This window comes from Streptomyces sp. NPDC058239 (assembly GCF_042882185.1).
Classification (GTDB): Bacteria; Actinomycetota; Actinomycetes; order Streptomycetales; family Streptomycetaceae; genus Streptomyces.
The window spans coordinates 1-26,539 of sequence record NZ_JBHVWS010000043.1; the positions used below are offsets into that span (position 1 = coordinate 1).

The 26,539-nt window shown below is 68.2% G+C and carries 24 protein-coding genes and 4 pseudogenes; 15 read left to right on the top strand and 13 right to left on the bottom strand.

Translation table 11 applies throughout. From position 1 onward, the window contains the following. The first annotated feature begins 525 nt into the window (after nucleotides 1-525). Nucleotides 526-1,968 carry a hypothetical protein gene (locus tag ACFVYE_RS33785; protein ID WP_389608078.1) on the top strand — a complete coding sequence of 481 codons (1,443 nt, stop codon included), beginning with the start codon at nucleotides 526-528 and terminating at the stop codon, nucleotides 1,966-1,968. A gap of 120 nt (nucleotides 1,969-2,088) precedes the next feature. Here the strand turns inward: ACFVYE_RS33785 and imm45 are convergent, their stop codons facing one another. Together imm45 and ACFVYE_RS33795 are read right to left on the bottom strand one after the other, a co-directional pair. Then, the gene (gene imm45 / locus ACFVYE_RS33790) at nucleotides 2,089-2,424 is read right to left on the bottom strand and encodes an Imm45 family immunity protein (protein ID WP_383964541.1); all 336 of its coding nucleotides are present in this window, start codon (nucleotides 2,422-2,424) and stop codon (nucleotides 2,089-2,091) included. Between the two features lie 133 nt (nucleotides 2,425-2,557). Beyond that, a pseudogene (locus tag ACFVYE_RS33795) lies at nucleotides 2,558-2,809 on the bottom strand (IS5/IS1182 family transposase); the annotation flags it as partial. A 988-nt stretch (nucleotides 2,810-3,797) separates the two neighbouring features. Between ACFVYE_RS33795 and ACFVYE_RS33800 the strand changes: the two are divergent. The 4 genes from ACFVYE_RS33800 (at nucleotide 3,798) to ACFVYE_RS33815 (ending at nucleotide 6,570) form a co-directional block, all read left to right on the top strand. Continuing rightward, nucleotides 3,798-4,238: a VOC family protein gene (locus ACFVYE_RS33800; protein ID WP_383964538.1), complete on the top strand. Its 441-nt coding sequence runs from the start codon at nucleotides 3,798-3,800 to the stop codon at nucleotides 4,236-4,238. A gap of 647 nt (nucleotides 4,239-4,885) precedes the next feature. Next, complete coding sequence (locus tag ACFVYE_RS33805) at nucleotides 4,886-5,122, top strand: hypothetical protein (RefSeq protein ID WP_383964612.1); 237 nt, start codon at nucleotides 4,886-4,888, stop codon at nucleotides 5,120-5,122. 111 nt (nucleotides 5,123-5,233) lie between these two features. Beyond that, on the top strand, nucleotides 5,234-6,157 hold the full coding sequence (locus ACFVYE_RS33810) for an NADP-dependent oxidoreductase (protein ID WP_389608079.1): 924 nt from the start codon (nucleotides 5,234-5,236) through the stop codon (nucleotides 6,155-6,157). Between the two features lie 170 nt (nucleotides 6,158-6,327). Beyond that, nucleotides 6,328-6,570, top strand: a complete 243-nt coding sequence (locus ACFVYE_RS33815; RefSeq protein WP_389608080.1) for a hypothetical protein — start codon at nucleotides 6,328-6,330, stop codon at nucleotides 6,568-6,570. Between the two features lie 749 nt (nucleotides 6,571-7,319). Here ACFVYE_RS33815 and ACFVYE_RS33820 read toward each other — a convergent pair. Next, entirely contained in the window at nucleotides 7,320-9,041 is a 1,722-nt protein-coding gene (locus ACFVYE_RS33820) for an IS1182 family transposase (RefSeq protein WP_389608081.1), read from the bottom strand. Between the two features lie 367 nt (nucleotides 9,042-9,408). Here ACFVYE_RS33820 and ACFVYE_RS33825 point away from each other — a divergent pair, with 367 nt between their 5' ends. Further along, a complete protein-coding gene (locus tag ACFVYE_RS33825; protein ID WP_383964523.1) occupies nucleotides 9,409-10,047 on the top strand; it encodes a HEAT repeat domain-containing protein in 639 nt (212 codons plus the stop codon). Between the two features lie 271 nt (nucleotides 10,048-10,318). On the opposite strand, the gene ACFVYE_RS33830 is transcribed toward ACFVYE_RS33825, so the two are convergent. After that, nucleotides 10,319-10,462 carry a hypothetical protein gene (locus tag ACFVYE_RS33830; RefSeq protein ID WP_383964519.1) on the bottom strand — a complete coding sequence of 48 codons (144 nt, stop codon included), beginning with the start codon at nucleotides 10,460-10,462 and terminating at the stop codon, nucleotides 10,319-10,321. A gap of 430 nt (nucleotides 10,463-10,892) precedes the next feature. Between ACFVYE_RS33830 and ACFVYE_RS33835 the strand changes: the two genes are divergently transcribed. Further along, nucleotides 10,893-11,438: a GNAT family N-acetyltransferase gene (locus tag ACFVYE_RS33835; protein WP_383964516.1), complete on the top strand. Its 546-nt coding sequence runs from the start codon at nucleotides 10,893-10,895 to the stop codon at nucleotides 11,436-11,438. On the opposite strand, the gene ACFVYE_RS33840 is transcribed toward ACFVYE_RS33835, so the two are convergent. The 5 genes from ACFVYE_RS33840 to ACFVYE_RS33860 all read right to left on the bottom strand — a co-directional run bounded on the left by ACFVYE_RS33840 (nucleotide 11,422) and on the right by ACFVYE_RS33860 (nucleotide 16,416). Continuing rightward, on the bottom strand, nucleotides 11,422-11,637 hold the full coding sequence (locus tag ACFVYE_RS33840; protein ID WP_383964513.1) for a hypothetical protein: 216 nt from the start codon (nucleotides 11,635-11,637) through the stop codon (nucleotides 11,422-11,424). The genes ACFVYE_RS33835 and ACFVYE_RS33840 overlap by 17 nt on opposite strands. Before the next feature lie 377 nt (nucleotides 11,638-12,014). Next, nucleotides 12,015-13,085, bottom strand: coding sequence for a reverse transcriptase domain-containing protein (locus ACFVYE_RS33845; RefSeq protein WP_389608082.1), 1,071 nt, complete (start codon nucleotides 13,083-13,085; stop codon nucleotides 12,015-12,017). Between the two features lie 117 nt (nucleotides 13,086-13,202). Continuing rightward, nucleotides 13,203-13,754: an SMI1/KNR4 family protein gene (locus tag ACFVYE_RS33850; protein ID WP_389608083.1), complete on the bottom strand. Its 552-nt coding sequence runs from the start codon at nucleotides 13,752-13,754 to the stop codon at nucleotides 13,203-13,205. Nucleotides 13,755-14,276: 522 nt separating this feature from the next. Beyond that, entirely contained in the window at nucleotides 14,277-15,215 is a 939-nt protein-coding gene (locus ACFVYE_RS33855; protein ID WP_383964504.1) for a sigma-70 family RNA polymerase sigma factor, read from the bottom strand. 10 nt (nucleotides 15,216-15,225) lie between these two features. Further along, nucleotides 15,226-16,416, bottom strand: coding sequence for an NAD(P)/FAD-dependent oxidoreductase (locus ACFVYE_RS33860; protein WP_383964501.1), 1,191 nt, complete (start codon nucleotides 16,414-16,416; stop codon nucleotides 15,226-15,228). Nucleotides 16,417-16,691: 275 nt separating this feature from the next. On the opposite strand from ACFVYE_RS33860, the pseudogene ACFVYE_RS33865 reads away from it, so the two are divergent. Beyond that, nucleotides 16,692-17,323 (top strand): annotated as a pseudogene (locus ACFVYE_RS33865) (helix-turn-helix domain-containing protein); the annotation flags it as partial. Between the two features lie 15 nt (nucleotides 17,324-17,338). Continuing rightward, a pseudogene (locus ACFVYE_RS33870) lies at nucleotides 17,339-17,506 on the top strand (XRE family transcriptional regulator); the annotation flags it as partial. 195 nt (nucleotides 17,507-17,701) lie between these two features. Here the strand turns inward: ACFVYE_RS33870 and ACFVYE_RS33875 are convergent. Continuing rightward, entirely contained in the window at nucleotides 17,702-18,457 is a 756-nt protein-coding gene (locus ACFVYE_RS33875; RefSeq protein WP_389608084.1) for an AraC family transcriptional regulator, read from the bottom strand. Between the two features lie 54 nt (nucleotides 18,458-18,511). On the opposite strand from ACFVYE_RS33875, the gene ACFVYE_RS33880 reads away from it, so the two are divergent. After that, complete coding sequence (locus ACFVYE_RS33880; RefSeq protein ID WP_389608085.1) at nucleotides 18,512-19,726, top strand: MFS transporter; 1,215 nt, start codon at nucleotides 18,512-18,514, stop codon at nucleotides 19,724-19,726. A 153-nt stretch (nucleotides 19,727-19,879) separates the two neighbouring features. Here the strand turns inward: ACFVYE_RS33880 and ACFVYE_RS33885 are convergent, their stop codons facing one another. Further along, nucleotides 19,880-20,341 (bottom strand): nuclear transport factor 2 family protein, encoded by a 462-nt coding sequence (locus ACFVYE_RS33885; RefSeq protein WP_383964486.1) that lies wholly within the window; start codon nucleotides 20,339-20,341, stop codon nucleotides 19,880-19,882. Nucleotides 20,342-20,578: 237 nt separating this feature from the next. After that, nucleotides 20,579-21,040: a pyridoxamine 5'-phosphate oxidase family protein gene (locus ACFVYE_RS33890; protein WP_383964483.1), complete on the bottom strand. Its 462-nt coding sequence runs from the start codon at nucleotides 21,038-21,040 to the stop codon at nucleotides 20,579-20,581. A gap of 933 nt (nucleotides 21,041-21,973) precedes the next feature. Between ACFVYE_RS33890 and ACFVYE_RS33895 the strand changes: the two genes are divergently transcribed. Continuing rightward, entirely contained in the window at nucleotides 21,974-22,123 is a 150-nt protein-coding gene (locus ACFVYE_RS33895; protein WP_383964480.1) for a hypothetical protein, read from the top strand. 30 nt (nucleotides 22,124-22,153) lie between these two features. Here ACFVYE_RS33895 and ACFVYE_RS33900 read toward each other — a convergent pair whose 3' ends face one another. Next, nucleotides 22,154-22,792, bottom strand: coding sequence for a LysE family translocator (locus tag ACFVYE_RS33900; protein ID WP_383964477.1), 639 nt, complete (start codon nucleotides 22,790-22,792; stop codon nucleotides 22,154-22,156). Nucleotides 22,793-23,173: 381 nt separating this feature from the next. On the opposite strand from ACFVYE_RS33900, the pseudogene ACFVYE_RS33905 reads away from it, so the two are divergent. The 4 genes and pseudogenes from ACFVYE_RS33905 (at nucleotide 23,174) to ACFVYE_RS33920 (ending at nucleotide 26,538) form a co-directional block, all read left to right on the top strand. Continuing rightward, a pseudogene (locus ACFVYE_RS33905) lies at nucleotides 23,174-23,675 on the top strand (GNAT family N-acetyltransferase). Between the two features lie 319 nt (nucleotides 23,676-23,994). Next, a complete protein-coding gene (locus ACFVYE_RS33910) occupies nucleotides 23,995-24,576 on the top strand; it encodes a hypothetical protein (protein ID WP_389608086.1) in 582 nt (193 codons plus the stop codon). A gap of 404 nt (nucleotides 24,577-24,980) precedes the next feature. After that, nucleotides 24,981-25,235: a hypothetical protein gene (locus ACFVYE_RS33915; RefSeq protein WP_383979053.1), complete on the top strand. Its 255-nt coding sequence runs from the start codon at nucleotides 24,981-24,983 to the stop codon at nucleotides 25,233-25,235. A gap of 97 nt (nucleotides 25,236-25,332) precedes the next feature. Continuing rightward, entirely contained in the window at nucleotides 25,333-26,538 is a 1,206-nt protein-coding gene (locus tag ACFVYE_RS33920; RefSeq protein WP_383979050.1) for an aromatic acid exporter family protein, read from the top strand. Nucleotide 26,539: the final 1 nt, after the last annotated feature.

Sequence of the window (26,539 nt, forward strand, 5' to 3'; positions counted from 1 at the left end):
GGGCGCCGCACGGGAAGCCGGCGCCCGCGCCGACGGCCCAGGCCCCGACGGCACCTGGCGGGCAGACGTGCTGGCCACCGACCCTGCCGGGATCTGGGCAACGGCGACATCGAGCTGTAACTGCGGCTCCCGTACAAGCGTCTGGTCCCCGGCTGTGACTGAGCGTTTCACTTGGCGGGTGAGCGCTTGAGTTGGCGGGGTTGAGCGTCCGGGTTGGCAGGTGTTGTGACTTTTCGACCCACATGACACCAGCACTGCTGGCTGACCTGGGATGTTCGATCGGACGGGGCCTCCTGCCTGGCATAGCGGGCGGCCCCGGACCTCTGATCCACTGCTGAACCAGGTGGGGAACCAAGTTGAGCCTGGGGAAATTCGGTGATCCCCATCAGGGCTCGGCCAGCCCCCGGGGTGGACACACAACGCACACCGCTTCTGATGTAGCCAAGCAGCTTGAGCGAGCGCGGTTCTCAAGCCTGCTGGTCATTCCCGCCGGTACTGTCGCCAGGAAACCGAGGAGAGGCTGCAATGGGTATATCGGGCACGGGACGAAGCGCGGTGCTGATCGACCAGACGATGGTATGCGAGGCATCGCGTCTGCTGGAGGGGGTCCCTGCCGGATATCGGGGACACATCCCGCCTGAGGGCTTGTACATCGAAGAGGGGCCCCACATCTTTTGGCAGCCAACCACCGAGGAACGTCTGATCCACCTGTCGACGCTCCTCGACGCAATCCTCCTCTACGACCGGGTGTATGTACTCGACTCCGGGAAGCCCGCGGACGAGGCTTCCTTGACCCTGCGGCGGGTCCTGTTCGAGCGGGGAATCCTCAACCCCCTCGACACTCGGACGCTCGCATTGTCGGTATCGGATGAATTGACCCAATTCCTTGCCGATGTCACCGCGGACCGGGAGCTAGAGCTCGGTTGGCATGCGTCCCCCGACTATGTGGGCGAGAGTGTTAGAGCCACCCTTGCCCACGAGCAGCACCACGGTTCGGATGAGCGCCGAACATTCCTCGGAGCGCTCCGCGGTGAACTCGAAGGCTCCCCGATCCACGGAAGAGGGCTCTTCGGGCATGAGGATGAGCTGCGGGCTGACCCAGTTGGAACCCTCGGGTTCGAGCTGCTTGAGGAGATCGGCCGCTTCCACAGCGGCGGGCTCATCGGCGGGGTCTCCCACCTGCGCACCTTCGTCTACTGGCGAACCGCCGCGCACCTCGGGCTGCCCTTCATTCCGTCTCTGCGAAGGCTGCCCACCTACCATCTGCTGACCAACCACATTCGGAACTCTGTCCAGGAACGCGTCTACAGCGCCGTCGGCGAAGCCTTTCACTGCTCGGTCAGCGAGGTCTATGAGAATGAGCGGCCCCTTCCGCTCTACTTACCGCCCGCTCTGAGTCTCTTCCTCGACCATCTGCGCTCCAACGGCAATATCGCTGGCGCCATCGACGACCTGCGCCGCTCCCACCGCAAGCTCCGACGGGACCTGGCATCCTTCCAACACGCTCTGGGGGGCAGCGCCACCCTTCGTGACGCGCGTGATGCCCGACGGCGGCTGGCCGACGCCCTGACAGCCCTGCGTGCCGAGGCCAACGGAGCCCCACCGCACGGCGCCATCGACCAGGTCCTCGACATCGTCCCCGACGCGGTCCGAGCGGCGGCCAACCCCCTCGACGTCAGCGGTTATTCCGACACCCTGATTCGTCGCCCCGCCGAGTGGATCCGCTCCTGGTGGGTTCGCCGCCCCATCCGCTCCGCCTTTGCCCTCAGCGATCAGTTGCTGGGCCTGTCGCAATATGACCAGCTCCTCGAAGCCGCCACCGGCCAACGCTGCAGCAGTGAACAGATCGCGAGGCTCCATACCCAATACGGCAAGTGCCTCGCCCTGTACGGCGGTGAAACCAGACTCCCAGCTCCTGCCTCGCCGACGCGACCACCGTTGACCACGTCCGACGGCACCAGCGCCTAAAGAGGTCGCGCAGATGGGTGCCGGGGGTGGGCCGGTGGGCAGATGGGGCAGGCACAGGTTCCGTGATCACGGAGTTGCCACGTTCTGTGATCACCGGGGAGACCTGTCGGCAGCTCATGACTATCCGTGCTGCTGCGACGGCGAGTAGTTGGTGCAGACCAGAATCTTCTCGAGGTCGGTCTCCACGTATACCTTTGCCGTCCAGTTGTCGCGCAGCCACGAGGCGGACAGCGCCCATGGCCGCCCCGCCGCATACGCCTCGTCCGGCAGGGACGCCACCCACAGCCCGGCCTTGTAGCCGGTGGTCACGATGAGACCCATTCGATCGTCGGCACCGGGTGGCAGCTCCGCGAGCATGAACTCGACAGTCTCCTCGTACGGCCACCGGGCCGGGAGTTGGAAGACGGCTCCGCGTGCAATCTCCTCCGGATGTTCACTGAGCGGGATCCACTTCATGGCCAGGATGCTATCGAGATTGTCCCAACCTGGTTTCTGCAGTGCCTCATCTGGGCCTCGTTCGGGTCGGCGCGGACCGTGTGTTGCGCCTCATCGCGATCCAGGACGAGAGGATTGGGATTGTGCGGATATGTGGGCGCTCACGGGCGGCGGTTTGGGCGCGGCGGATCAGGCTGCGGGCGGTGATGATCGTGCCGGCGAGGTCGAAGAAGGCGTGTATCACGGGGACACGGCGCTCGTAGCAGCGAGCGAGCCGGTGAAAGGCGTTCTGCCAGGCATGGGTGCGCTCGACATGCCAGCGGCGGCTGGCCTGGACCGGTGCCTTCTCGCCCTTGTGCGCGATCTGGCCGGCCAGGCCGCGTTCGGCGAGCTCTACTCGCTGCCGAGGCTGGAGGAACCTGGCACCACCATGCCCCCGGCGACCACTCACGGTGAGCACGAGCCTCCACATGCTGCTGAATAGGCGACTCCCGATTACGCGAGGTTGCCAGTTCTGGACCCCTGCCGGGGACCAGACGCTTGTTCTGCGGGCTACGCCGTCGGCGCGGTCGTGGCCCGGTAGCGCTCCACCAAGGCCTCCATGCCAGTCAGGCCGGCGTCCGGACCGAGCTGACGGAGCCAGTCGTCCACCTGCTCCTGACAACCCTGCCGGACCGGGCGTACAGGAACACGGTGTCGTCAGTGCGGCGCAGCACGGTCCTGTGACCGTCGTTCTCCAGACTGCCTGATGTCTCATGAGACATCAGGCGCCGACGCATCGGTCACCCCGCCGCCGCGATGTCGCCAGGGGTGAGGTCATCCCGAATACGCAGGTAGCGCACTGGGTGCCGGTGCCGGCCGCGGTCTACCGCTGTGTCAGCGCGTACCTCGGCGACGAGGTTCGGCTGGACGGTGACGTACCGGAGCTTGTTCCCAGAGCCCCATCCAGCACTGATCTGCATTCCCGTCCACGGATGCTCGGGCCCGCCGGGGGTCAGCGCGGCCCCCAGCTCGCGCCGGCGCCGCGCGGCGAGGCCCGGACGAGTGCGGCGAGGGCGAGCGGCACAGGGAACTCCACCCGCCAAGGGTGACCCGGCACCGTGAATCAATTGGGGAGGCGCAATGCTCAAGCGCGCACGCTGCGAATCGTCGAGGAAACATTGAAAAGCGGGGACGGCACGCTGGGGCTGATCGTCTTCATGGGAGCGGCCACCTGCGCCGCACTCGCCCTCGGTGGTGGCGCCTGGCTCGCGGGTCTGCTGCAGCGGTGCTGAGGCGCGATCCAGATTTTTCGGAGTTCGGCGGTCTGCGGATGTCGAGAACGTGCCACCGGCTCCGTCCCAGGGAACATCAGCGGCCACCACCGGCCGCACGAGGAAGAAGGAGAAACCAGCATGGCGATTCAGCGGATGGACAACGTCGGCATCGTCGTCGAGGACATGGATGCCGCCATCGCGTTCTTCGTGGAACTCGGTATGGAGCTGGAGGGCAGGGCGGAGGTCGAGGGCCTCTTCGCCGACCAGTGCACCGGACTCGACGGCGTCCGCTGTGACATCGCGATGGTCCGGACCCCGGACGGTCACAGCCGGCTCGAGCTGGCGAAGTATCGCAGCCCCGCGGCGATCAGCGCCGGGCCGCGCAACCGGCCGCACAACATTCTGGGCACGCACCGCGTCATGTTCGCCGTCGACGACATCGAGGACACCGTTGCCCGCCTGCGCCCTCACGGCGCCGAACTCGTCGGCGAGATCGCCCGGTTCGAGGACAGCTATCTGCTCTGCTACATCCGCGGCCCGGAGGGCATCATCGTCGGACTGGCCGAGCAACTGCGCTGAGAAGGAGAAACCGAACCATGCAGCCGAACGAGATCATCGAGGTTCTGAACCGCCCGATCAGCCAGGAGCTGCTGGCCCGTGTGACCGGCGTCAGGCCCTGCTCGACAACCGGGGCCTGCAGTCGTCGTCGTGACTCATGACGGCGAGGAATCGGATGGTGCGTCGTCGGTGCGGCCGGTTCCGAGAGTGCGTCGTGGGCTCTGCGGGGCCGGGATGGGGGCTCCAAGTACGCCACGGGCCCGCAACTCGCTGAGGTCTGGGAGATGGACGCCGGGCATTGCGTCGAGAAGGTCGGCCTCGGCGGTGCGGACGCGATGAGCGGGAGCCTCGGGGCCTGAGCCAAGAGTGCGGCGGGCGGTCACGATGATCATCGTAAGGGCCCGAGGTCGCGTCTCTGGTCGCACTCCTGGTCGCGCCTCACGTCGCGCTTCCGGTCGCACCGGAAGCCATCGCCGAGGACGGCTCCGCAGGGCCCTGACCTGGGAGACCAGGGGACGTTTGGTGAGCTCGCCGGACGCCGACCACTTCTCTGGAGAGCCTTCCGCGCGGCGGCTCACCCGTGTGGCCGACCCCCGCACCACTCCACCCATGAGGCGTCGTCGAGAAGGGGACCCGGGTCATCGAGCCCGGCTCGCCGCAGGAACTCGATGACGTCGACGTCGCTGCACTTCACTGTCCACCGGATCGCTGGCAGCGGGGATCTGTGGGTGAGCGAGTGCGTCATCACATACGACGGGGTGCCCACCTACTCAGTGAGCATCATGGAATTTGCCCACGGGCATGTGGTGCACGAGACGCAGTACTTCGCGGACGCCTTCGGTGCGCCTGAATGGCAGACAGCACTCGCGGAGCCGATGCCGGGCAGGAATATCGCGGGGGCCTGACCCAGGGCTGGCTTCGATCGGCAGCAGGCGGGCTGCAGGAGTTCGTGGCAGCCTGTTTCCGATCGCTCGAAGGGGGCGAAGCCTGAATCACCACGGGAGAGAGGACCTGGCATGCAGGCCGTCGCCGTTCGAGACCGCGCCGCCGGTGTCGAGGGAATGTCGCTGACGGAGGTGCCCTACCCCCACCTCGCCGAGAACGACGTCATCGTGCGCGTGCATGCCGCTGGGTTCACCCCGGGGGAACTCGCCTGGCCAGGAACGTGGACGGATCGCGCCGGGCGCGACCGGACGCCGAGCGTGCCTGGACACGAGCTGTCGGGCGTCGTTGCCGAACTCGGGTACGGCACCACCGGTCTCTCGGTGGGCCAGCGGGTGTTCGGGCTGGCCGACTGGACCCGGGACGGCTCGCTGGCCGAGTACACCGCGGTGGAGGCTCGCAATCTGGCCCCGCTTCCGGCGGACGTCGACCACACGGCGGCCGCCGCACTGCCGATCTCGGGGCTGACCGCCTGGCAGGCCCTGTTCGACCACGGCCGGCTTACCGCGGGGCAGACCGTCCTGGTCCACGGGGTCGCGGGCGGTGTGGGGTCGATCGCGGTGCAGCTCGCGCGTGAGGCGGGGGCGCGGGTGATCGGCACGGGCCGGGCCGGCGACCGGGACACCGCTGTCGGGCTGGGCGTGGATGCCTTCGTGGATCTGCAGGCCGATCGGCTGGAGGGTGTCGGGGAGGTCGATCTGGTCCTCGACGTGATCGGCGGCGAGGTCCAGGAGCGCTCGGCCCCGCTGGTGCGGGCCGGGGGCACGCTGGTCACCATCGCCTCGCCGCCCGAGGTCCGTCCGCGGGACGGCCGGGCCGTCTTCTTCGTCGTCGAGCCCGACCGTGCCCGGCTCGCGGACCTGGTCCAGCGGCTCAGGGACGGACGGCTCGAGCCGATCGTCGGCGAGGTCAGGGAGCTGGCCGAGGCACCCGCCGCGTTCGCCCCCGGCCGCCACGCCCGTGGCAAGACCATCATCCGGGTCATGGACGGCGGATAACCGGCGGCAGAGCGCGCGGACGCCTGGCCCCCCGGGCCCTGGAAGCCGCCATCTTCCTTGGTCCCTGCCACCTGGCCCTGGTCGCGGCCGCCCCCGGTGCTGTCGCACTCACCACCAACATCGGGGACGACGGATGGGTCCTGTGGTTCTTCGTCCCCATCAACGTGTTCATGCACCTGAACTTGGCGAGCGCCTTCGGGGGCCGCCAGCTCGGAACCCTTCCGTTCTCCTGGATCGTGCCGCTCTTCACGATCGGGCTGACGGCCTCCTCCAGCTTCATGCTCCATCAGCGCTGGTCCCCGCTCTGGCTCCTCGGGCCAGCCCTCTTGGCCTCCGGCCTCACCGCCCTGACCTTCGCCTGGCGCATCTCGTTCGGCCGGCTGCAGGACACCCGACGGTCAGCCACCCCCTGAAGACCTGCCGACGGCACTCCGCTCTCACCCACGACGCGGAGGGCGGCAGCGCGACCCCGCCGCACGTCGCCGGACGCGGTAGCGGATGTGGCTCTACCTTGCACCGTGGGTCAGGGATAGGAGACCGAGGCCAGATATGCCGTCCTTCCCCCGTTCCCCTCCAAGGAATCAGTCTTCACGTCTCGACCCTCGCGAAGGTCCTTCGCAGGCCCTACGAACCGCAGGTCAGAGCACGTGTAGGCCCTTCGCGGCGAGTCCGCGCGGGCCACGGGGCCATGGGCGCACGTTGAGGGGGCGGCCGATGATCCGGCCGCCCCTCCGTCGGTGCTGTGTTTCGTCGTCTTTCCGCCGGCTCGCTCGGGGTGCCACGGGTCCGGGGAGGCCCGAGCGACCTGGTGCCGGGGCGGGGCCGGGGCCTCTACCTGCCGGGCGACGAACTCCAGGGCCCCACCGGGCAGCTCTGTCCGGCCCCGGGGAAACCGGCCGTACTGCGTGTAGCACTTCAGCAGCACGGCGAAGCCCAGTCACGTTGTACCGCGCTTGCCGGACCCGAGCGCCCGCTCGTCCTTCAGTAGCGTCCAGTGCTCGACCAGTTCATCCAGGTTCAACGGGGTACGGGCCACGATCGTCGATCGTCCTCGCGGGGCTTCACCCACCGCAGCCGTATGGCCTCGGAATCACCACACGGGTGACGCCATCGCAAGATCACCACCGTTTGCGGCTGGTGACGATCCTGCTGGCTTATTCGGTCACGCGGCGAGGGAGAGGTCGAGGCGGGCAAGGTGGCTGACGCGGGTGCGGTCGAGCGGGTGGCCGTTCCACCAGGCATCGAGGCGGATGAGGTTGAGCGCAACGGCGGAGAGGACGTGCTCCAGGTGGGTCTTCTGGAGGCCGAGGTAGCGGGCACGTCTCATCCCGGTGACCGCGACGGCCTGGTGGATGGTTCCCTCGACGCCCGCGCGGGTTCCGTACTTGGCTCGCCACTGCTCGTCGGACTGCTGGAGGCGGGCATGGTCGAGGACTTCTCGCAGCTCGCGGGGTTGCAGGGAGAGGGTCCGACCGCCGGTCTTCGAGCGGGTGCACTGGTCTCGCACCGGGCAGGGGCGACATGTCTCCTTGTCGAATTTGATGACGATGGCCTTGGTCCCGCGCTGGGTCGCGGGGCTCCACCAGGTGCTGGTGTCCCCGCGTGGGCAGGTGGCCTGCCGCTTCTCCCAGTCGATGGTGAACGCGGTGCGGTCGAATCCGGCGCCGGCACGTGCCTGGGGTGAGCTGTTCAGCAGGACCGGGGTGACCAGGGTGACCCCGAAGTTCTTCTTCATCCCCACGATCAACTCGGCGGAGGCATAACCGGAATCGAGGAAGTGCTCGGCGGGCAGAAGACCGCGGCCGGCAAGCATGTGATGGACCGGTTCAGTCATTTCCGCGTCGGTCACTGTGGCGTCGGTGGTCGCGATGCTGGTGATCAAGCGTGGCGGCGGTCCGTCGGCTCCAGGGATCGTCGCCTGGCCGGTGGGCGCGTCCTGGTCATCAGTTTCGTCGCAGGACTCACTGATGTGGATCTTGTAGCCGGTCCACCAGGAGCCCTGTTTGAGGCCGTAGCGTGCGTCCGTGTCGTACGGGGAGGCCAGCCGCAGTCTGCCGGGCGGGAGGTCTTTGCTCTCCCGCCGCTTCACCTCCGCCCCGGCCTCGGTCACGGCGCGGTGGTAGTTCTGCACCCATATCGTGCGCAGGACCTGCACCGCTGGGAGCTCACGCAGCCAGGCCGGGGCGTCAGGGGCGTGCACCGCCTCCAGCAGCGCGAACCCGTCCCGGCCGTAGACCAAGGCCATCTCCTCGCGCTTGCTCGTGGAAGCGGGCGGATGCCAGGAGTGAATCCGCGGGCCGTAGCATTCGGCCCATTCCCGAACGGGCACCGCCTGGGTCAGCCAGTCCGGGGCCGCGCAGGCCAGCGCCTCCAGCGCGGCCCGCAGCGTCTCCCCGGCCAGCTCCAGCCTGTTCAGATCGCGTACTGCCGCCAACACGCGCGTGGAGTCAGTGCGTTGCCTGCCTCCCGCCTTCACCAGGCCCCGGTCCTTGAGCGCGGTCAGCAGCAGGTCGAGCACCTTCTCCTCCATCCCGTGCTTGACCAACCGCGTGCGGAACTCGGACAGCACCGAGGCGTCGAACCCGGGATCATCCAGCTCCAGGCCGAGCGCGTATTTCAGGTCCATGCCGTACCGCACCCGATGCACTGCCGCCCGGTCGGTGAGGTTCTCGGCGAACTGCAACACCGTCACCAGCGCGAGCTGGCCTGGTGACCAGCCTGGCCGTCCTCTGGCTTCGAACGCCTCGGTGAACTCGGCGTCCGCGAACAACTCGCCCAGCTCGTCACGGACCCGCATCGCCAACGGGTACGGGCCCCGTGCCGCCACCGCCCGCGCCACCTGCGCGGTCAGCTCAGGCACCTTCGGCCACGGCCTCGGCTGCATCGACATTCCACACCCCACCCGCGACCGGGAACGCCAAGACGGCCGCTGCTGTCCTGCCCAACGAGCCGTCAGCCCCGCTGGGCACGGAATAAGCCAGCAGGATCGTCACCAGCCGCAAACGACCGGTCAGGGTTTCGTGACTGTGATCTTCTTCGGTTGGCGGGGCACAGTCTCGGTCTTGTCGAGGTGCCCGTACACGGTCGACCTTGGTACGCCGAACATGTCGGCGATTTGGGTCCTGCGGGACGCCGTACGCTATCTGTCGCCTGGCGGTGCAATCGACACCCCAGCGCGCCTGGGCCCGGCTGGATGCAGACCGTCGGGGGGTTCTGGGTTCCATGACGTGTAGGCAACAGGAGAGTGTGACATGAGGCCCCTCATCCAGGTCATTCCCCGCGGACCGTTCGGACGAGAGGACATCCAGGCTTTCGCCGAGGAGCAGGGCTGGACACCTGCGGAGGTGAATATGCCCGATGGGCCCGTTGAGGAACTGGCGTGGGTTCTCGGGCTTGTCGACGCCGACAGTCCCGAGGACACCGATGAGGTCGAAACAGTGGTGGTCCACTGGATTGAAGACCAGCGCTTCCAGGTGGACTATCTGGCGGTCGAAGGAGACGATCCAGAGTCGTTCGCCGACTGGCTGCGCGGTGAACTGCCCCTTCACTCCGACCATTCCCTGACGCAGTTGATGGCGAACACCCGCGACGATGTGGCTCTCATGAGTGCTCTGCGCAGGCTGGGTGTCAACTACGCGGGAAGGGAGTTCGACAGTGTCTCGTACGGACTGCTGCGTTGGGCACTTCACGACCCCGAGCCGCTGGTCCGGCGGAACGCCCTGCTCGCTGCTTCCCTTCTGAAATGGCCTCAGCTTGTGCCCCTGCTGACGTACGTGAGCGAGACCGAGAACGATCTCACCGTCAGGGAGCAGGCCGTGACCACCCTCGACATCGTCCGCGATCGCATCGCCCGTCAGGGCTGTACTCCAGTGAAGGGCAGCGGCGAGTAACCCGCTACGCAGACATCCCCAATCCCATGCGCTCGGGCATAGCCGTAGTAGACCCCGGCCGTGGCACGCCACCACAGGCCCGTCGAAGAGGGTGGGGCTGGCTCGGACCGCCATATCCCACACCCGGTCTCGGGGCTCAGCGTCCTGGGGCGGCTCCGCGGCTTCGGCCAGCAGTAGCTGTTCAAGGGGGCAGTGTCTCGGTTACCGACCCATCGTAGAACCGGCTCCAGGGCTTAACGCCGACTTCGCATCGACGGCCGTGGGCGCGAGTTCATGGACACCCGGCTGGCTCCTGTTCGTCGGTGTCCGCGCCCAGTCGCGTCGCCCCGCGCTTGCCGGACACGAGCGCCTGCTCGTCCTTCAGCAGCGTCCAGTGCTCGACCAGTTCATCCAGGTCCAACGGGGTACGGGCCACGATCGTCAATCGTCCTCGCGGGGCTTCACCCACCGCAGCCGTACGGCCCCGGACTCACCCACAAGGTGACGCCCTCGCAAGATCACCGCCGTTTGCGGCTGGTGACGATCCTGCTGGCTTATTCCGTGCCCAGCGGGGCTGACGGCTCGTTGGCACGGTTCTTACCGGCACCCCCACTCCGCCGCAAGTTCGCGATTTCCGAAGGCGCAGTGCGGTGAGCTTGCGGGTGTGCGGTCGGGATATCGGGGGGTGGGGGCGTGGGTTCGAGCGCACGAGCGCAGAGTGGGACACGGAGTGGACGCCAATCGGTGAGGAGGGATGTTTGGCTTGTCGTGCCCGGCCCCGTTGGTGAGGGTGAGGCCGCGGGCCGGTGGGTCGATCGGCTCGCGCGTCTTGATCGTTTCTGAGCCTGCTGGCTAGGTTGGCCGGCATGAATGACCCCATAGCCCTCGCCTGGCCACCTGCCCCGATCAAGACCGAGCGGCTCGTACTTCGCGAGTCCGAAGCCCGGGACCGTGTGGCGGCCATCGAGCTGAACGCCTCTCCAGAGGTGGGCACTTACCTCGGTGGCCCTCGACCGCGTGCCGAGCTCGAACGCGCGGTGCCCGAGGTACCCGGGCGGCGCCCCGGCTTCTTCGTGATCGATCTCGGCGGAGCGATGATCGGAGCGATCATGCTCGATCCGCACGCAGAGCGTCCGGGGCACGTCCGTCCGGACGTCGGGAAGACCGAGCTCGGCTACATGCTCCTGCCGCAGGTGTGGGGATACGGGTACGCCACCGAGGCGTGCGCAGCGGCACTCGACTGGTTCGCCGACGCGCTTCCCGGCGAGGCGGTGGTGCTCCGCACCCAGACCGCCAACGAGCGCTCGATGCGCCTCGCGGCAAAGCTGGGGTTCACCGAGGTGGAGCGGTACGAGGAGTACGGCGCCGAGCAGTGGTTCGGGGTGTGGACTTCGGTCACGCCGTCTGCTTGAGCTCGTGCTCGGCAGCGCGGGTCCACGGCGCCATCGTGCGGTGGTCGGCCTCGGCGCGGACAACAATCGGGTACGCCAGAGCCGCGCGAGCCTCGTGCAGGTGCTGATACCGGCCTGACCAGTCGATCAGCACGGGCAGGGCCGCACCCAGGTAGTTGAGGATGGTGTAGGGGTCGCGCTGGACGGCCGACGCGGCCACTCCGCCCCGAGCCGCAGCAGGCCCGGAGTCTCCCCGTCCTCGTGGAACTGCGCGACCAGCTCCTCCAGCCCGCACACGTCCGACGCGATCACCGCCTCCGGAGCTTGTCTCACGTACCCACAGCAGCAGACCGGCTTCCCGCAAGGGACGCGATCTCCGAACTGGATCGCAACTCAGCGTTACACGATCAAGATCCGCAAGGTGGAGGCCCCGTCCGCAAAGTAGAAATCCCGGTCACACGTGGTGAAGTCGGCCCGGGGCGCGGTTCCGGTCTTTCGACCGGCCGGTTTCCCCGGAGCCGCTTCCCGAACCGGGCATGCGACTTGGCACCGCACTCGGCTCTCCACAAGCCCCGAGGGGGTTCGTGGTGGTTGTTCTCATCCCGTGGCGTCCCAGGGAGTGGGAATCATCAGGCCCCGGTAGCGGTAGCGAGTGGTGCCTACCGTGATCGGGTTGAACAACTCCCGGGTGTCCCCGGTCCACCATGATCTACGGCCGCAGTAGCGGCTGAAGATCTTCTTCCGGCCCGTCTTCGGGTGCTTGCGCTGGACCCATCTCCAGACCGTGTGCCACATGTAGTTGCGCAGGTAGGAGAAGGTCGCGAAGGACACCCCGGGCCGGAAGTAGGCGCACCAGCCCCGCACTGCCGGATTGATCCGGGCAAGCAGGGCGTCGAGCGGCTGGTTCGTGCCGACCTCCCGGCACAGCGTCTTGACCTTGGCCATGACGGCCCGCAGGGCCTTCTTGGCTGGGTAGGTGTAGACGTAGTACCGGTTGGTACCTGGCTTTCGGTGGCGCTGGATGTGCCAGCCGAGGAAGTCCAGGCCCTGCTCGATGTGGGTGATCAGAGTCTTCTCCGGTGACAGGCGCAGGCCCATCGTGGTGAGGACTTCCGCGATCTCTTCGCGTAGCGTTTCGGCGTCTGCCTTGGTGCCGTGCACCATCAGGCACCAGTCGTCCGCGTACCGGACCAGCCGGTAGTTGGGCAGACCTCGGCGTCGGCGCCTGCGGCGCTCGTTGAGATCAGTTCCGGCGCCTCCCGGCGCCTGGGCGATGTGCTCGTCCAGGACTGAGAGAGCGACGTTGCTGAGCAACGGCGAGAGGATCGAGCCCTGCGGGGTGCCGGTGTCGTTGTCCCTCAGCAGACCGTCCTCGCTGAGGATGCCCGCCTTGAGGAACGCCTTCACCAGGGCCAGGACGCGTTTGTCCCCGACGCGTGCCCGCACCCGCTCCATGAGAGCGGTGTGCGAGATCTCGTCGAAGCAGGCTTTGATGTCGCCTTCCACGACCAACTCGTACTTCTTGGACGTGAGCAGACGCACCTCTGCCACCGCGTCATGAGCCCGGCGGTTCGGGCGGAACCCGTAGGAACACGGGAGGAAATCCGCCTCGAAAATCGGCTCCAGCACCAGCTTCAAGGATGCCTGCACCACCCGGTCGGTGCGCACTCCAGTGCCAGCGAAAGTTGAGCGTGTGCCATCCAAGTTTGAGTGGACTGGGTCAATTACTCGTGATGTGGCTTCATCTATGGTCGAGGGATTGATCCGAACGGACGCGAGGCGCGTTCACGGGCGCTGCAGCCACTCGGTGTACCAGGTGCGAAAACCGGGGCTCACCGGGACGAAGCCGCCCCAGTCCGGGTCAATTGTCCAAACCTCGCCCTCTCGCAGGCCGTTCAGGATCAGCCTGACGTAGATGCCGCAGCCCTCGTCGGCCAGCATGAGCGTGCCCCGGGTCAGCTCACCGGCCGATGTGCCGATCCGGCCGGGTAGGGGTTCGGTGAGGGGAAACAGCTCGGCGAGTCGGCCCGGCAGCCGGTCTTCTTCCCACTCGTCGTCCGCGGCCCACTCCTCGCCGACCTCCGGGTGGGGGACGGTCAACGGCATCAATCCGTGGCCGGGACCGGCGGGGCCGTTGCCTACCTCCGCGACGAAGGACCGGTACTCCGCCGGCAGATCGATGCCGTGGGTTTCCTCGAACGCTCTGATCTCCGCCTTCGGCAGCGCCGGCGCCAGCTCGTACCGGTGTGTGTCCGCCCCGAAGCGCGACCGCTCCGGGTCCCGTGCCGCCATCTCCCGTATCCGAGCGCGTACGTCGCCCTCGTCCCAGCTCTCCATCCAGCGACCGTAACAATGGCGTCGGCGCCCGGTCCGCCGCACCTTCGCGCTGCGTGGCTACCGGCGGTGGCCTTCGGCGCGATGCCGGCTCTCCTCCACGCCCCGCCCCCTGGCTGCGGCGGATCGGCGGCCGTGGCCCCGGGGGTGCTGATGGCATCCTGCCGGGCCCTCTGACCAGCGCGCTCAAGCTTCGGAAACACGAACTCGCATTCATCAAGGTTCGGTGGCAGGCGCTCAAGGTTCGCCGGCAAAGGACAACACGGGTGTTGCCGGGCGTCGTCCGAACTGTGACTTCGAGCGATAGGTGGCCAGGGGCGCTCGGATCCGCCCTGGTCAGCCCTCCGTGACGATTCGTGGTTGGCCACTGTGTCGACCGATAGCCGGCCATCGGGGATCCGGACTGCATGGCCGAGTCTGATTCGGGAGACCGACGCGCTTCGGCCCCCTGCTGCTGTGCAGCGCGGGGACCGAAGGGGTGCCGTCCTCGCTCTGACTCAGGTCACTGGATTCCGGTGGCTCTGGTCACCATGCGTTGATGACCGGCGCGTCGGGTTCGTGCTGCCGCCAGGCCTGGTTGAGGCGCGCGAGCCGGTCCGCGGCGGCGATGCCGCGCAGGGACGCGATCTTGCCGTCGCTGACCTCGAACGCCACGGCGCCCACGACCCGGTCGTCGACCACGGCGAGGACGGCCGGGGAACCGTTGACCAGCGCGATATGGATCGCGGGCGAGCCGCCGGCCAGCCGCCGCTTCGCCGGCGTGGGCTTGAAGCCGGCCCGCACGTAGGAGGCGACCCGCTCGCGCGTCTTGTACTGCAGCAGCCGCTTGCCCAGTCCGGCGCCGTCCGAGACCGCCGTCACGTCGTCGGTGAGCAGCGCCACCAGCCGTTCGGTGCGCCCCGACGTGGCGGCGGCGAGGAACTCCTCGACGACCCGGCGCGCGGACGCGGGGTCGGCCTCGCGGCCGCGGTGGCGCTCGGCGGCGACCCGGATTCGGGCCCGGTGGAGATGCTGCTGGCTCGCGGACTCGGTGATGCCGAGGATCCCGGCGATCTCGGCGTGGCTGTACGAGAAGGCCTCACGCAGGACGTAGACGCCCCGCTCGACCGGCGAGAGGCGCTCCATGAGGGTCAGTACGGCCAAGGACACCGATTCGCGCTGCTCGAAGGTGTCGGCCGGGCCGAGCATCGGGTCGCCATCGAGGAGCGGCTCGGGCAGCCAGGCACCGGCCGCTCGCTCGTGGCGCGCGTGCGCCGAGCGAAGCCGGTCGAGGCAGAGATTGGTGACTACCTTGGTCAGCCACGCTTCCGGTACCTCGGCACGTTCGCGGTCTGCGGCCTGCCAGCGTAGGAACGTGTCCTGCACGGCGTCCTCGGCGTCGGCGGCCGAGCCGAGCAGACGGTACGCGAGCGAGGCCAGCCGGCCCCGGCTGGCCTCGAACCGATCGATGGCGACGCTGTCCATGCGGAGCAGCCTATGCGGCGACCCGCGCATCGGACCGGTCCGGTGCGCTGGCCAGGCGGCGCTTGCGCTTCGGCATGCCGAAGGTCGGGTGGGCGATGCCCCACCCGGCCCCCATGAGCACGCCCGACTTGAGCCGCGCGGCGGTCCGGCCGCCCAGGTACCAGGACTTCGACCGGACGTCCCCGTCCACCATCTGGAAGATCGCGTCCCGCCGCCCGAGGCTGATGTGGTTGCCGTAGTACTTCAGCCCGGTGGTCGGGACTTCGCGGCCCGTCAGGCGCGCGATGATCGCGGCGGTCGCCTGCATGTTGGTGAAGCCGGCCGAGGCGCAGGACATCGGCAGCGGCCGGCCATTCTCGCCGATCGCGTAGACGCAGTCACCGGCGGCGTAGACGTCCGGGTGCGAGACCGAGCGCATGGTGCGGTCGACGACGATCTGGCCGGTCTCGGCGACCTCCAGGCAGCTGGCGGCCGCGATGGGGTGCACGGCGAACCCGGCCGACCACACGGTCACCTCGGCCGGGATGGACGTACCGTCTGCGGCGATCGCCCGTGTCGGCTCGACGGCTTCGATGCCGGTGTGCTCGTGGACGGTGATGCCGAGCCGGTCGAAGGCCTGGCGCAGGTGGCGGCGGGCCTTCGGGGAGAGCCAGGCGCCCAACTCGCCGCGGGCGGCGACCGCGACCGAGAGGTCGGGCCGGGACTCGGCGAACTCGGTGGCGGTCTCGATGCCGGTCAGTCCCTCACCGACGACCAGCACGGTGCCGCCCTCGCCCAGGCCGGCCAGGCGCTCGCGCAGACGCAGCGCCGAGGACCGGCCGGTCACATCGAAGGCGTATTCGGCCACGCCGGGGACGCCATGGTGGGCGACCGAGCTGCCGAGTGCATAGAGAAGCGTGTCGTACGCGAGCTCGCCGTCGCCGTCCTCGCCGGTCACGGCGACGGTCCTGCGCTCGGGGTCGACGCCGGTGACGCGCGCCAGGCGCAGCCGCACCCCGGTGCCCGCGAAAACGTCGGCGAGCTTGCGGAACGCGAGGTCCTGGCCGATCGCGAGCTGGTGGAGCCGCATCCGCTCGACGAAGTCGGGCACGGCGTTGACGACGGTGATCTCGGTGTCGGCGGGGGAGAGTCGGCGGGCCAGGTTTCCGGCGGCGAAGGCCCCGGCGTATCCGGCGCCGAGTACGACGATGCGGTGCTTCATGGCGTTGCTCCTGTCTCGTTCGCGTGCCCCTTGAACGAGACGGCGCCCCGATTGCTGACAGGAGCCGGGTGTGACGCGGGTCACCGAACTGAGACGAGAGGGTGAGCCTCCGACAGGCGCTTGAGCCTGTCTTGGGCAGTCGAAACGGGGCGATGGCCAACTACGGATCGAGATGGCCAACTTATCGGTCGGCGTCACACCTCGCCGGAAATCAAATCCGATCGGGTGAAAGAACGGGGTGAAAGCTGCTGTGTTCATGGTGGAGGTAGAGACATATGGCATCCGAGGAAGAGCTGTTCGCGAACATCGACGCCTTGCTGGCGGAGGAGCCGCAGCTCCCGCCCCCGGCGGAGCGCACCCGGCTGCGTGAGGCCGCCGGCATCACCCAGGCCCGCCTCGCGGCCGCGCTCAAGACGTCGACGCAGACGGTGAAGAACTACGAGAACTGCCGCTCCGAGCCGAAGTCGCCGCGCCTGGAGGCGTACCCGCGGCTGCCGAACGGCTGAGTGGCCAAGTACCCCAAGGACGGCACCACCCCCCCGCCGTCGCGCCCGCACCGGCTCCTGCGCCGCAGCCGGTGCCGGAGACGTTCACCGCCCCGGCCCAGCCCGCGCCGAAGGAGACAGCGGCACCGCAGGCGCCCGCCGCCCCGGCCACGCCTGAGCGCCCCGCCCGCCCGGCAGCGACGTCGCGACGCCCGGCCGTGAAGAAGGCCGCGACCGATCCGCGCTTCCCGCACGGCCCGCTCGCCGTGCTGGACGGCGACGGCTCCGCGTGCGGCGTCGACGGCATCGTGCTCGACTGCCCGGCGACCACGATCCCGGAGCTGGTGCAGTGGACACTGCGCGAGTCCGGCCTCGGTGCCGCCAAGTTGCACCGCAACGGCAAGGACCCCGACCCGCTGATCGAAGGGGAGTAACCGGTGGGGGAGATCGAGGATGCGATCGAGCGTGCCGACCAGGAGGCGTTCACCCGGGAGCCGCCCAAGACCCTCCAGGGCCGCATCGACTTCCTGATGAAGCAGCTGAAGACGACGCGCGCCGTGGCTGCCCAACTGGGCGTGACCCAGAGGTCTGTGGAGCGCAACCGCGCCTCCGTGATGGCTACAGCCGATGCACAGCCGGCTGTATCTCATCCGGCCGGTCATTCGACAAGCGCGGCCGCACCCACGATGTCTCATCACGCGGTCCGAAATGACGAGGTCAGGGAACTTCCGCATCTGGCGAGACGGAGTCGGCTCGGCTGCCGAGCGGCGGCCCGGGGCGGGGCGGGGCCGATGTGAAAGTCAACCTGTCTGTCGGCGGGACTGGTGTGCTCCTGGGGTGTGTCCGAAGGTGCGGCGGAAGACGTCGATGAAGGCGCTGGCGGACGACCAGCCGCACAGGTGGGACACGGTGGTGACCGGGGTGTTCTCGGCCAGCAGGACCAGGGCGTGGTACAGGCGCAGTTGGGTGCGCCATTGCGGGAAGGTCATGCCGAGGTCGGCTTTGAAGAGGCGGGAGAGGGTGCGGTCGCTGGCGCCGACTTCCCTGCCGAGTGCGGCGAGGGTGCGGTCGTCGGCCGGGTTCGTGCACAGGATCTCGCAGACTTCCTTGAGCTGAGGGGTGGTTGGGCTGGGCAGGTGCAGGGGCTGCTGGGGTGAGGCCCGCAGCTGGTCGAGCAGCACGGCCCGCAGTCGGCCGCGTTCGGGGCTGTCGTCGTGCGGGGTGTGGGTGTAGGCGAGGATCAGCTCCCGCAGGAGCGGCCCGACCGTGAGCACGGTTGGCTCGTCCAGGTCGAGTGGGTTGTCGCTCGCGGGCAGGCCGACCAGGTGGAGTTCGAGTTCGCCGTGGGCCTGGTGGGCGTGCACGGTGCCGGCCGGTACCCAGATGGCGCGGGTGCCCGGCGCGATCCGCGTGCCGGTGGTGGTCGTCACGGCCAGCACTCCGCGGCCCGCGTAGACGATCTGGTGGTCGTCGTGGCGGTGGGCGTCGATGGCGGCCCCGGGCGCCAGCCACTGGGTGCGGGTCGGCGCTATGGGCTCGTGGCGGATTTCTGTCATTGGTTGGCAATTTATCGGAAGCGCGACATGTTGTCCGGCGGTGAGCATGGCGATGTGTCAAGAAACAGATCGATCACTCTGCTGTCGGTCGGCCATGCCTGTGTGGACATCTACCAGGGCGCGGTCGCCTCTCTCGTCCCGTTCTTCGTAGCCGAGCGTGCCTACAGCTACGCCGCGGTCTCGGGCATCGTGCTCGCCGCGTCGGTGCTGTCCTCGGTGGCCCAACCGGTGTTCGGCGTGCTCACCGACCGCTGGGCGATGCCTTGGCTCCTCCCGGTAAGCACGATCCTCGGCGGACTGGGGATCGCTCTGAGCGGCCTGAGCGGTTCCTACGTCCTGACGCTGGTGTTCGTGGCGGTGTCCGGTGTCGGGGTAGCCGCCTACCATCCCGAGTCCGCCCGCGTCGCCCGGCTCGTCAGCGAGGGCAGTCACAGCGCGATGGGCTGGTTCTCCGTCGGCGGCAACATCGGCTTCGCCGCCGCGCCGCTCATGGTCACCCCGCTCGCGACCTCCGGCGGGCTGCGCCTGTCGCCGCTGCTTGTCCTGCCCGCCCTCGCAGGCAGCGTGCTGTGCCTGCCCGTCCTGCGCGCACTGCAGAAGACGACAGCCTTCGGCGACTCCAACACCGCGGTTGCGGTGGGCGCCGACGACAAGGCGTCGTTCGTGAAGCTGTCGCTGGCCGTGGTCTTCCGGTCCATCGTGTTCGTCGGTCTGAGCACGTTCATCTCGCTCTACGCCCGGCAGCGTACGGGCGGCGGTATGGCATCCGGCACCGCGGCACTGTTCCTGCTCTACGTCGGCGGCGCGCTGGGCTCTGTACTGGGCGGCAGCCTGGCCAACCGCTGGGACCGGGTCACCGTAGCCCGCTGGTCCTACCTCGTCACGATCGCCGCCGTCGCGGGAACCGTGTTCGTCCCCGGCCCGGCGTTCTACGTGTTCGTGGCACTGACCTCCGCCGGCCTGTACGTCCCCTTCTCCCTGCACGTCACCCTCGGCCAGGACTACCTGCCCACCCGCGTCGGCACCGCCAGCGGAGTCACGCTCGGGCTGACCGTCAGCATCGGCGGCCTCGTCAGCCCGCTCATCGGCGGCATGGCCGACGCGACCTCCCTGCGTACCGCCCTGGCACCCCTGATCCTGATGCCCGCCCTGAGCTGGCTGCTGTTCCGCACCCTGCCCGAACCCGCCGCGCCGAAGCCCGTCGCGACGGCGCGGCAGACCAGGGACGGCACGGATGCCGAACGCTCTCCGGCTCACGATCTGAGCTGACCAGCAACTCGGATTCCGGCGCAGGCCCGCGCGTGGACGGGCGGGCCTGCTGGAGTGGTATCCGGGCCGGTGCCCGCTTCGAGAACGGTCACCTCATCGAACGCCCCGAAGCCTACGCAGCCTGACCCAGGTCAACTGATTTACCGATCTTGGCTATTGCTCATCAGCTGTTTCCTCGGGCAGAACGAGTGGTTCGACCCCACGCGCAGCCTCACGACGAGCTGAGACCTTTCGGTGCCCAATGCGCCGGCCCTGACTCGTTCGCACGAGCTGATCCTCGTAAGTGAAGCCGGCAACCGAGCCGTCCTGGTTCAAGGCGATGCCCTTCGACCAGGCCCGGGCGCCGTCGCCGTCCTCACGGACGATGACATTGGTGACATGGTGGGCAAGCGGGCCGTCAGGCCCGTGACGATGTGCGGCCGCGATGTACATATCGATGCGCGGCCGGGATGGGTCCGGTGCTGGCAGCGGAGCCAGTCCAAGAGCGGTGGCGTCAACCACGAGATCGGGCGTGAACACCTCGTCGAATCGTTCACAGGTGCCGGCGTCACTCAGGTGACCATGGAGCGCGATCACCTCGCGTATCGCCAGGTGGTCGTCGGCGGTCAAGCTCATCGCAACTCCAGACACATCGGTGGGCACGCGCCGGTCGAGGCTGGCACCGCCTTCCACTCCTCGGATGGGACGAGTTTGCCGTTAAAGGAGGACACAACCAACAAGCCGAACGACACGCCGACCCGCAGGTCTTGACGATTCCTCTCACTTGGCCATTGAGCGCTTCAGTTGGCCACCGTGACGCTCAGAAGCGGCCCGCATGACCGGGACGGAGAGGCCATCCACCCATAACGGCCGCTACTCCAGCCACGTTCCGTCACGCATGATGACTCTGCCGCGCAGCTCTGGTTCGCCTCGCCAGGCACGCACAGTCCTCGGCACCACGCGCACATACAGAAAGGGACCATTCTCCGTGCGCGGATCCCACCCGAACTTGCCGGTGAACGCGTCCGCTGCGTCTGCGGGCACGTCCTGGTCGGTGAAGCACTCCGCCTCGCCCTGCAGAAGCACCACATCGAAGGTGTCCGGCAGCGACAGGCGCACCCGTGGTTCCTTGCGGACGTTCCGCGCGGTCACGGAAGTTGCGCTGGTGCACATCCACACCGCTCGACCGTCCCATGAAAACCACAGCGGCACCTGGTGCGGCCCGTGATCAGGGTGAGCTGTTGATACCCATACGTCGCGCTCTGTGGCGAGCCGTTCCAGAGCGTCGCGCCTACGTTCCGCCACCTGGCGACGAACGAATTCCGTGTTCTGCATGAGTGCCGACCCTAGCCAGCAGGCTCGGGGCACACATGGGGCGCCGGTCCTACTCCCAACGACCGACAAGCCCTTCAGCCTTCGCTGCGGGGCGGCCAACCGAGGTGCCCAGTGTGGCCAACCGGAGCGCTCCTTACCTTGTTGGCGGGTTGATTCCGGTTCTTCGTACGATCGGGAGACCCGGGGGCCCGGGTGTGGCTTCAGAGCGCTCATGCCGTGGTTGTGGCTTTGACTGATTGGCCGCCCAGTGCCCCGCGACGACACGGCCACTCATTGGGATGAGCAACAGAGATCGCTTCGTAAGGACACGTCGGTGTGGTCGTCTGCAGGGACCAGTCAACCGATCGACGAGGGAGGCTCGGGTGCCCGAGCTTTGGGCGGGGACGGATGCCGGCCACACCGCTACCACCGCCGACTCCTGCGCGTCTTCCACCTCTCAGCCCAGATCGCCGCCCGCTTCTGCCCTGGCTTCATTCATGAGTCTTTGACAGCACTGGGGTACTTGCCAGGGCAGCAGCGGGATGCTTGTGGCAGAAGGGTCTGGCAGGCGTCTGCAACCGGAACCATGCGCGCCCGTGCCGACGTCCAGGTACCGGGAACCGGTGATCACGATCATCTCGCCGGGCACGACTCCGGAGTGGGGACGAATGACAGGCACGGTTACTGACGCCCCGCGTGACGCGGACCGGCGGCGGACACTCGGCCGACGCGGACGAGCATGGGGGCTGCTGGGCTGTGGCGTCGCGCTTGCCGCACCCGCCGCTCTGCTCGTTGTTCGGCTGACGGGACTCGACGCGGGAACGCCGCTCGCGATGCCCATGGTGCTCTTTCCCTATTCGACCGTTCTCGGTGTGCTGGTGTTGGGCGTGATGGTCGCCGTTCCTGCCCTGCGGTCCCGATGGGCCGTGGCCGTCGTCGCGGCACGGCTGCCGCATGCAGCACCGCCGGACCGAGCGGCGTGGGCTGCCCCCGCCGGTTGTTCTGGAGAACCTGCGGCTGGAGAACCTGCGGACGGACAAACTCGCCATCGCCTACCAGGCTGCACTCCACGTCGCGTACATCTTGATCTGGGTCCGGTGCTGAGCAGGTCGCTGGACCCTGACCTTCGGATCGTCAGTTGCTGAGTGCCAGCCTGATACCGAAGATACCGATGACGGTGCCGGTGATCCGGTCGAGCAGGCGGCGGGCGTGGGGCTTGCGGAGCCAGCCGTGCAGGACGCGAGCGAAGCCGATGAGGACGGCAGACCAGAGCAGACCGATGAGGATGTGCACCGTCGTGAGCAGGAGGCCCATGGTGAAGTGGCCGGTGCCTGGGGGGATGAACTGGGGCAGAACGGCGACGTAGAAGGCGCCCATCTTCGGGTTCAGGAGGTTGGTGAGCGTCCCCTGCCGCCAGCCGCCGCTGACCGAGTCCGCACCGGCGGCCAGAAGTGAATCGTCCGCGTCCGGCGTGGGCTGCCCCCGGAAGGTGTCCCGGAGCATGCGGGCCCCCATCCAGATCAGGTAGGCGGCGCCGACCCAGCGCAACGCGGTGTAGGCGAGGTGGGAAGCCGTGAGAAGTGCGGTCACTCCGAGGGAGGTGAACGCACCCCACACCAGGGTGCCGGTCTGGATTCCGAGGACGACGCCCCAGGCTCTCCTGCGCCGGCCGAGGGCCGACGTGCGCAAGATCAGCGCCGTGTCGAGTCCGGGAGTCAGAGTGAGAAGCCCTACAACTAGGGCAAAGGACCACAGGGAGGAGCTTATTGCCATGGAATGCCAGCTTACCCCGCCAGATCGCCGGCTTTGTCAGGTGGTGTCGTAGGGCTGCCATGGGGTGGGTTGTCGGCAGGTGGGGCAGGTGCCGGTCCAGGTTTTGACGTCTGTCGGCAGTTGGACCCCGCCGCCGTGCTCCAGACCGCGACCATGCCGTGACGTGGTCCCACTGGCGTCGCCGCCACCAAGCACGCGCCCGCCGCTGCCACTACGAGCAGCGCGGCCACACCTTCGCGGGACGACCCGGCAAAGACCGCCCCACCCTCATTCCAGCCCGCTGCACTCTCCACGCCCAAGCCGTTGACCAGCACGAATGAAGATGTCCGGCTGGAGTACTCCAGCTGTAGTTCGTGATGCTCCGTGGGGCAAGGTGAGGGCATGACTACGTACGACACGATGCCGTTCCACCTTGAGACCGAGCGGCTGATACTGCGGCCGTGGGCCGAGTCGGACGCCGCTGAGTTCTGCGCCCTCCTCTCCGAACGCGGCAAGGGAACCCCCATGGTTGAGCACATCCGGACGTCCATCGCGGAACTGCTCACCGCGACGGCGACTACGGGGATCGCCCTGTTGCCCATCCAGCGCCGCGACGAAGGCGACTTCATCGGCTACTGCGGGCTGATCATCGGCCGCTCCACTGTGGAGGAGCCTGAAATCGCGTATGAGCTGTTCCAGCGCGCGCATGGGCGTGGCTACGCCACCGAGGCGGCCGGCGCGGTGCTCGATGCCGCTGTCGCGACCGGGCGGAAACGGCTCTGGTCGACCGTCGGCGCGTGGAACACCGTCGCTCCGTGTCCTTGAGAAGCTCGGGTTCGAGCGGGATCACGTTTCCACGGAAGACAACGGTGAAGTGGTCTGGCTCACACGCCCGTTGCCGTGACGCGAGAGCACGCTCCCGGCTTCATGCTCACGTGATCGAGTGCGCTCCGGCAGAGCGCCAGGCTGGAGTACTGAGGCCGTAAAGGACCCAGGTTCCGAGACCGTTGCCCTGACCTGTAATTCTCCAAGCGGGTCAGCATCTGGGTCAGCCTGTCGGCCATTGCCGTGCCGCAGCCTGGCTTGGTCGGTCAGTGGCGAGAGCGTCTCTTGCCCAAGGGAGAGAGAACCCCACTGACGAGGAAGACGATGTCGCCGAATGTCGTGCGCTGCCCTGGCAGAGCGGCGGCCGAGTCTGGCAGCGTGTCGCGTACGGTCAGCGCATGCACGATCAGCGAGACCAGGATCTGGGCGACGGCAAGCCGGAGCACAGGCGTGCAGACCCGCCTGCTCAGGCCACCGCCGGCATCACCGACGCGGCCACAGAGACCGACGCGGTGGTGTTCGTGTGCGCGACATGTGGTGTCCCGTTGACGGGGCCGCTCACACGTCTGCCCGTCGTTCCCGTGGCTCCGTACTACGCATGGTGGGACGCCGATGAGCCGGGTCCCTCGCCGGCGACTGTGCCGTCAGGCCGCTATGCGATCGAGACGGAGCCGTACGGTGCACCCTTGGTCGTCGCCGAGGCGCCCGGACCGGTGATGCCCCGCCGAGGGACGAAAAGCAACGTGCACGGGCAGCCGTTGGCGTCGCAGGGCCCGCGAAGCAACATCGTCATCAACCCGGGCGACGCCCGCGGCCTGGAGCTGCAGCATGCATCTGCCGCCTGCTGCGGAGCGACCCCGGACGGCGGAATGAACCAGCTGTGCGCCTGCGGAACCCTCGTCGCAACCCTCTGCTCCGACTGCTGCCTGCCGTATGAACTCCATCTCTCAGCCGGCCACGTCCGCGCCGTTCGCCCCTGACTTCCCAGCCCGACCACTTTGCGATGCCTCTAGTCAGACACGGCCCGCTGCTACTTCTCACCGACATTCCAACGCCTGCCAGGTATCGGCTATTGCCGAAATCCGCCAACATGCGCTGCCGGATCTCACCTATGCAGCCACGCACCCCTGCCGCCCGACCGGATACTCCGACCGGACCAGGTCGATGGGCTGCTGCTCGCTGCAAGGAAACGCAACGCTGAAGGCAGGTCAGCCGAGGCGGTGGCAGGCCTTCTCAGTCGAGCCTTCGGAACCCGCGGCAACGGGCGTGGCCACCGCGTCCAGCCGGCCCCGGCGCAGCTGCTCGGCTACGGCGGCGGCCGCACGCCCAGGTCGCGGTCTCCGCTGCGCAGTTCGCGCGGTCCACCGACGCACTGCTGCGTCCCGTGCTCGACTCGTACGGTCCCGGCATCGCGGAACGGCTCCACGCGTCCCCGCACTTGACGCGCCTGCCGGCTTCCCTCGATCCCCCGCCGTACGCCGTGACCCACCGCTACCACGAACCCCTTCGTCCGGGCGTACTGCCGGACTGGTGGGGCGGGGCCAGGAACCGCTCGTCCACCTCACCCTTGGCACCGTGGCGGGCGCGGGCCACCGCCTCGGGCAGGGAACTGATCGGCGCTCTCGAACCGCGCTCCTGAGCCACGACATCCGCAGCTCCGCCCATCGGCACGTCCGTACGGTGGGGTTCGGTGCGCCGAGGCGCTGTGGCGGCGTACCGGCGGGCATGGGAAGGAGATGGCACGAGTATCCGAACCCGTGATCAAGCTCGTCCGGCGTACGACCGAGCCCGTCGGAGCGCAGACCCTGCGTTCCACGGCAGCTTCCGTCATCGCCTACGTCGTGGCGGTGTGGACCCTTCCGCATCCGGCACCGCTCACCGCACCGCTCACCGCACTCCTCGTCGTGCAGGTCACCCTCTACGCGACCCTCACCACGGGGATCCGCCGGGTGAACTCCGTCATCGTCGGGGTACTCATCGCCAGTGCGCTCAGCTCCCTGGTGGGACTCAACTGGTGGAGCCTCGGACTGACCATCTTCGCCTCGCTGATCATCGGGCGGCTGGTGCGGGTCGACGAGTTCGTACCAGAGGTGGCGATCAGCGCGATGCTCGTGCTGGGCGTCTCGCAGGTCGCCTCCACAGCATGGGACCGAGTGCTGGAGACGCTGATCGGCGCGGGCGTGGGAATGCTGTTCAACCTGCTCTTCGCGCCACCCGTGTGGGTGCAGTCCGCGGGTGCCTCCATCGACAGTCTGGCCCGCGCGATGGGACACATGTTCCGTGCGATGGGACAGGACGTGGGAGGTCACACCTCCGTCCAGCGGGCGGCCGACCGGCTCCACGAAGCCCGCCGGCTGGACCACGACATCGTGGAGGTCGACGCCTCGCTGCGGCAGGCCGAGGAAGGCCTCACGCTCAACCCGCGTGTCCGGCAGGGACTGCTGTACCGGGTCGTGCTGCGTACCGGTCTGGACACCCTGGAGATCTGCGCCGTGGTGCTGCGGGTGCTGTCACGCACCCTGACCGACCTGGCCAAGGCCCGTACCGAGGAGACGCTGTTCCCCGCCGACGTGGCCGAATCCCTGACGGAGTTGTTCGGACAGATGGCCGGTGCCATCGAGAGCTTCTCGGAGTTGATCACCACTCCGGTCGCGGAGAACGGTGAGGAGGCGGAGGACCGGCTCGCCCGCGCACTCGCCGTCAGTCGCGCGACCAGGGACCGGGTGGCGAACCTGCTCCTCGAAGATGTCCAGGAACATCCCAGGCAGTGGCAGTTGCACGGAGCCCTGCTCGCCGAGGTCGACCGGATTCTGGACGAGCTCGACATCGACAAGCGCACGGAACGCCTGGGCAAGGAGCTCGACCGGCACTCGGCGCGACTGCACGAACATCATCCCTGGTTGCGTGCCGTATCGCGCCGGCTGCGAGGCGGCCAGACCTGAG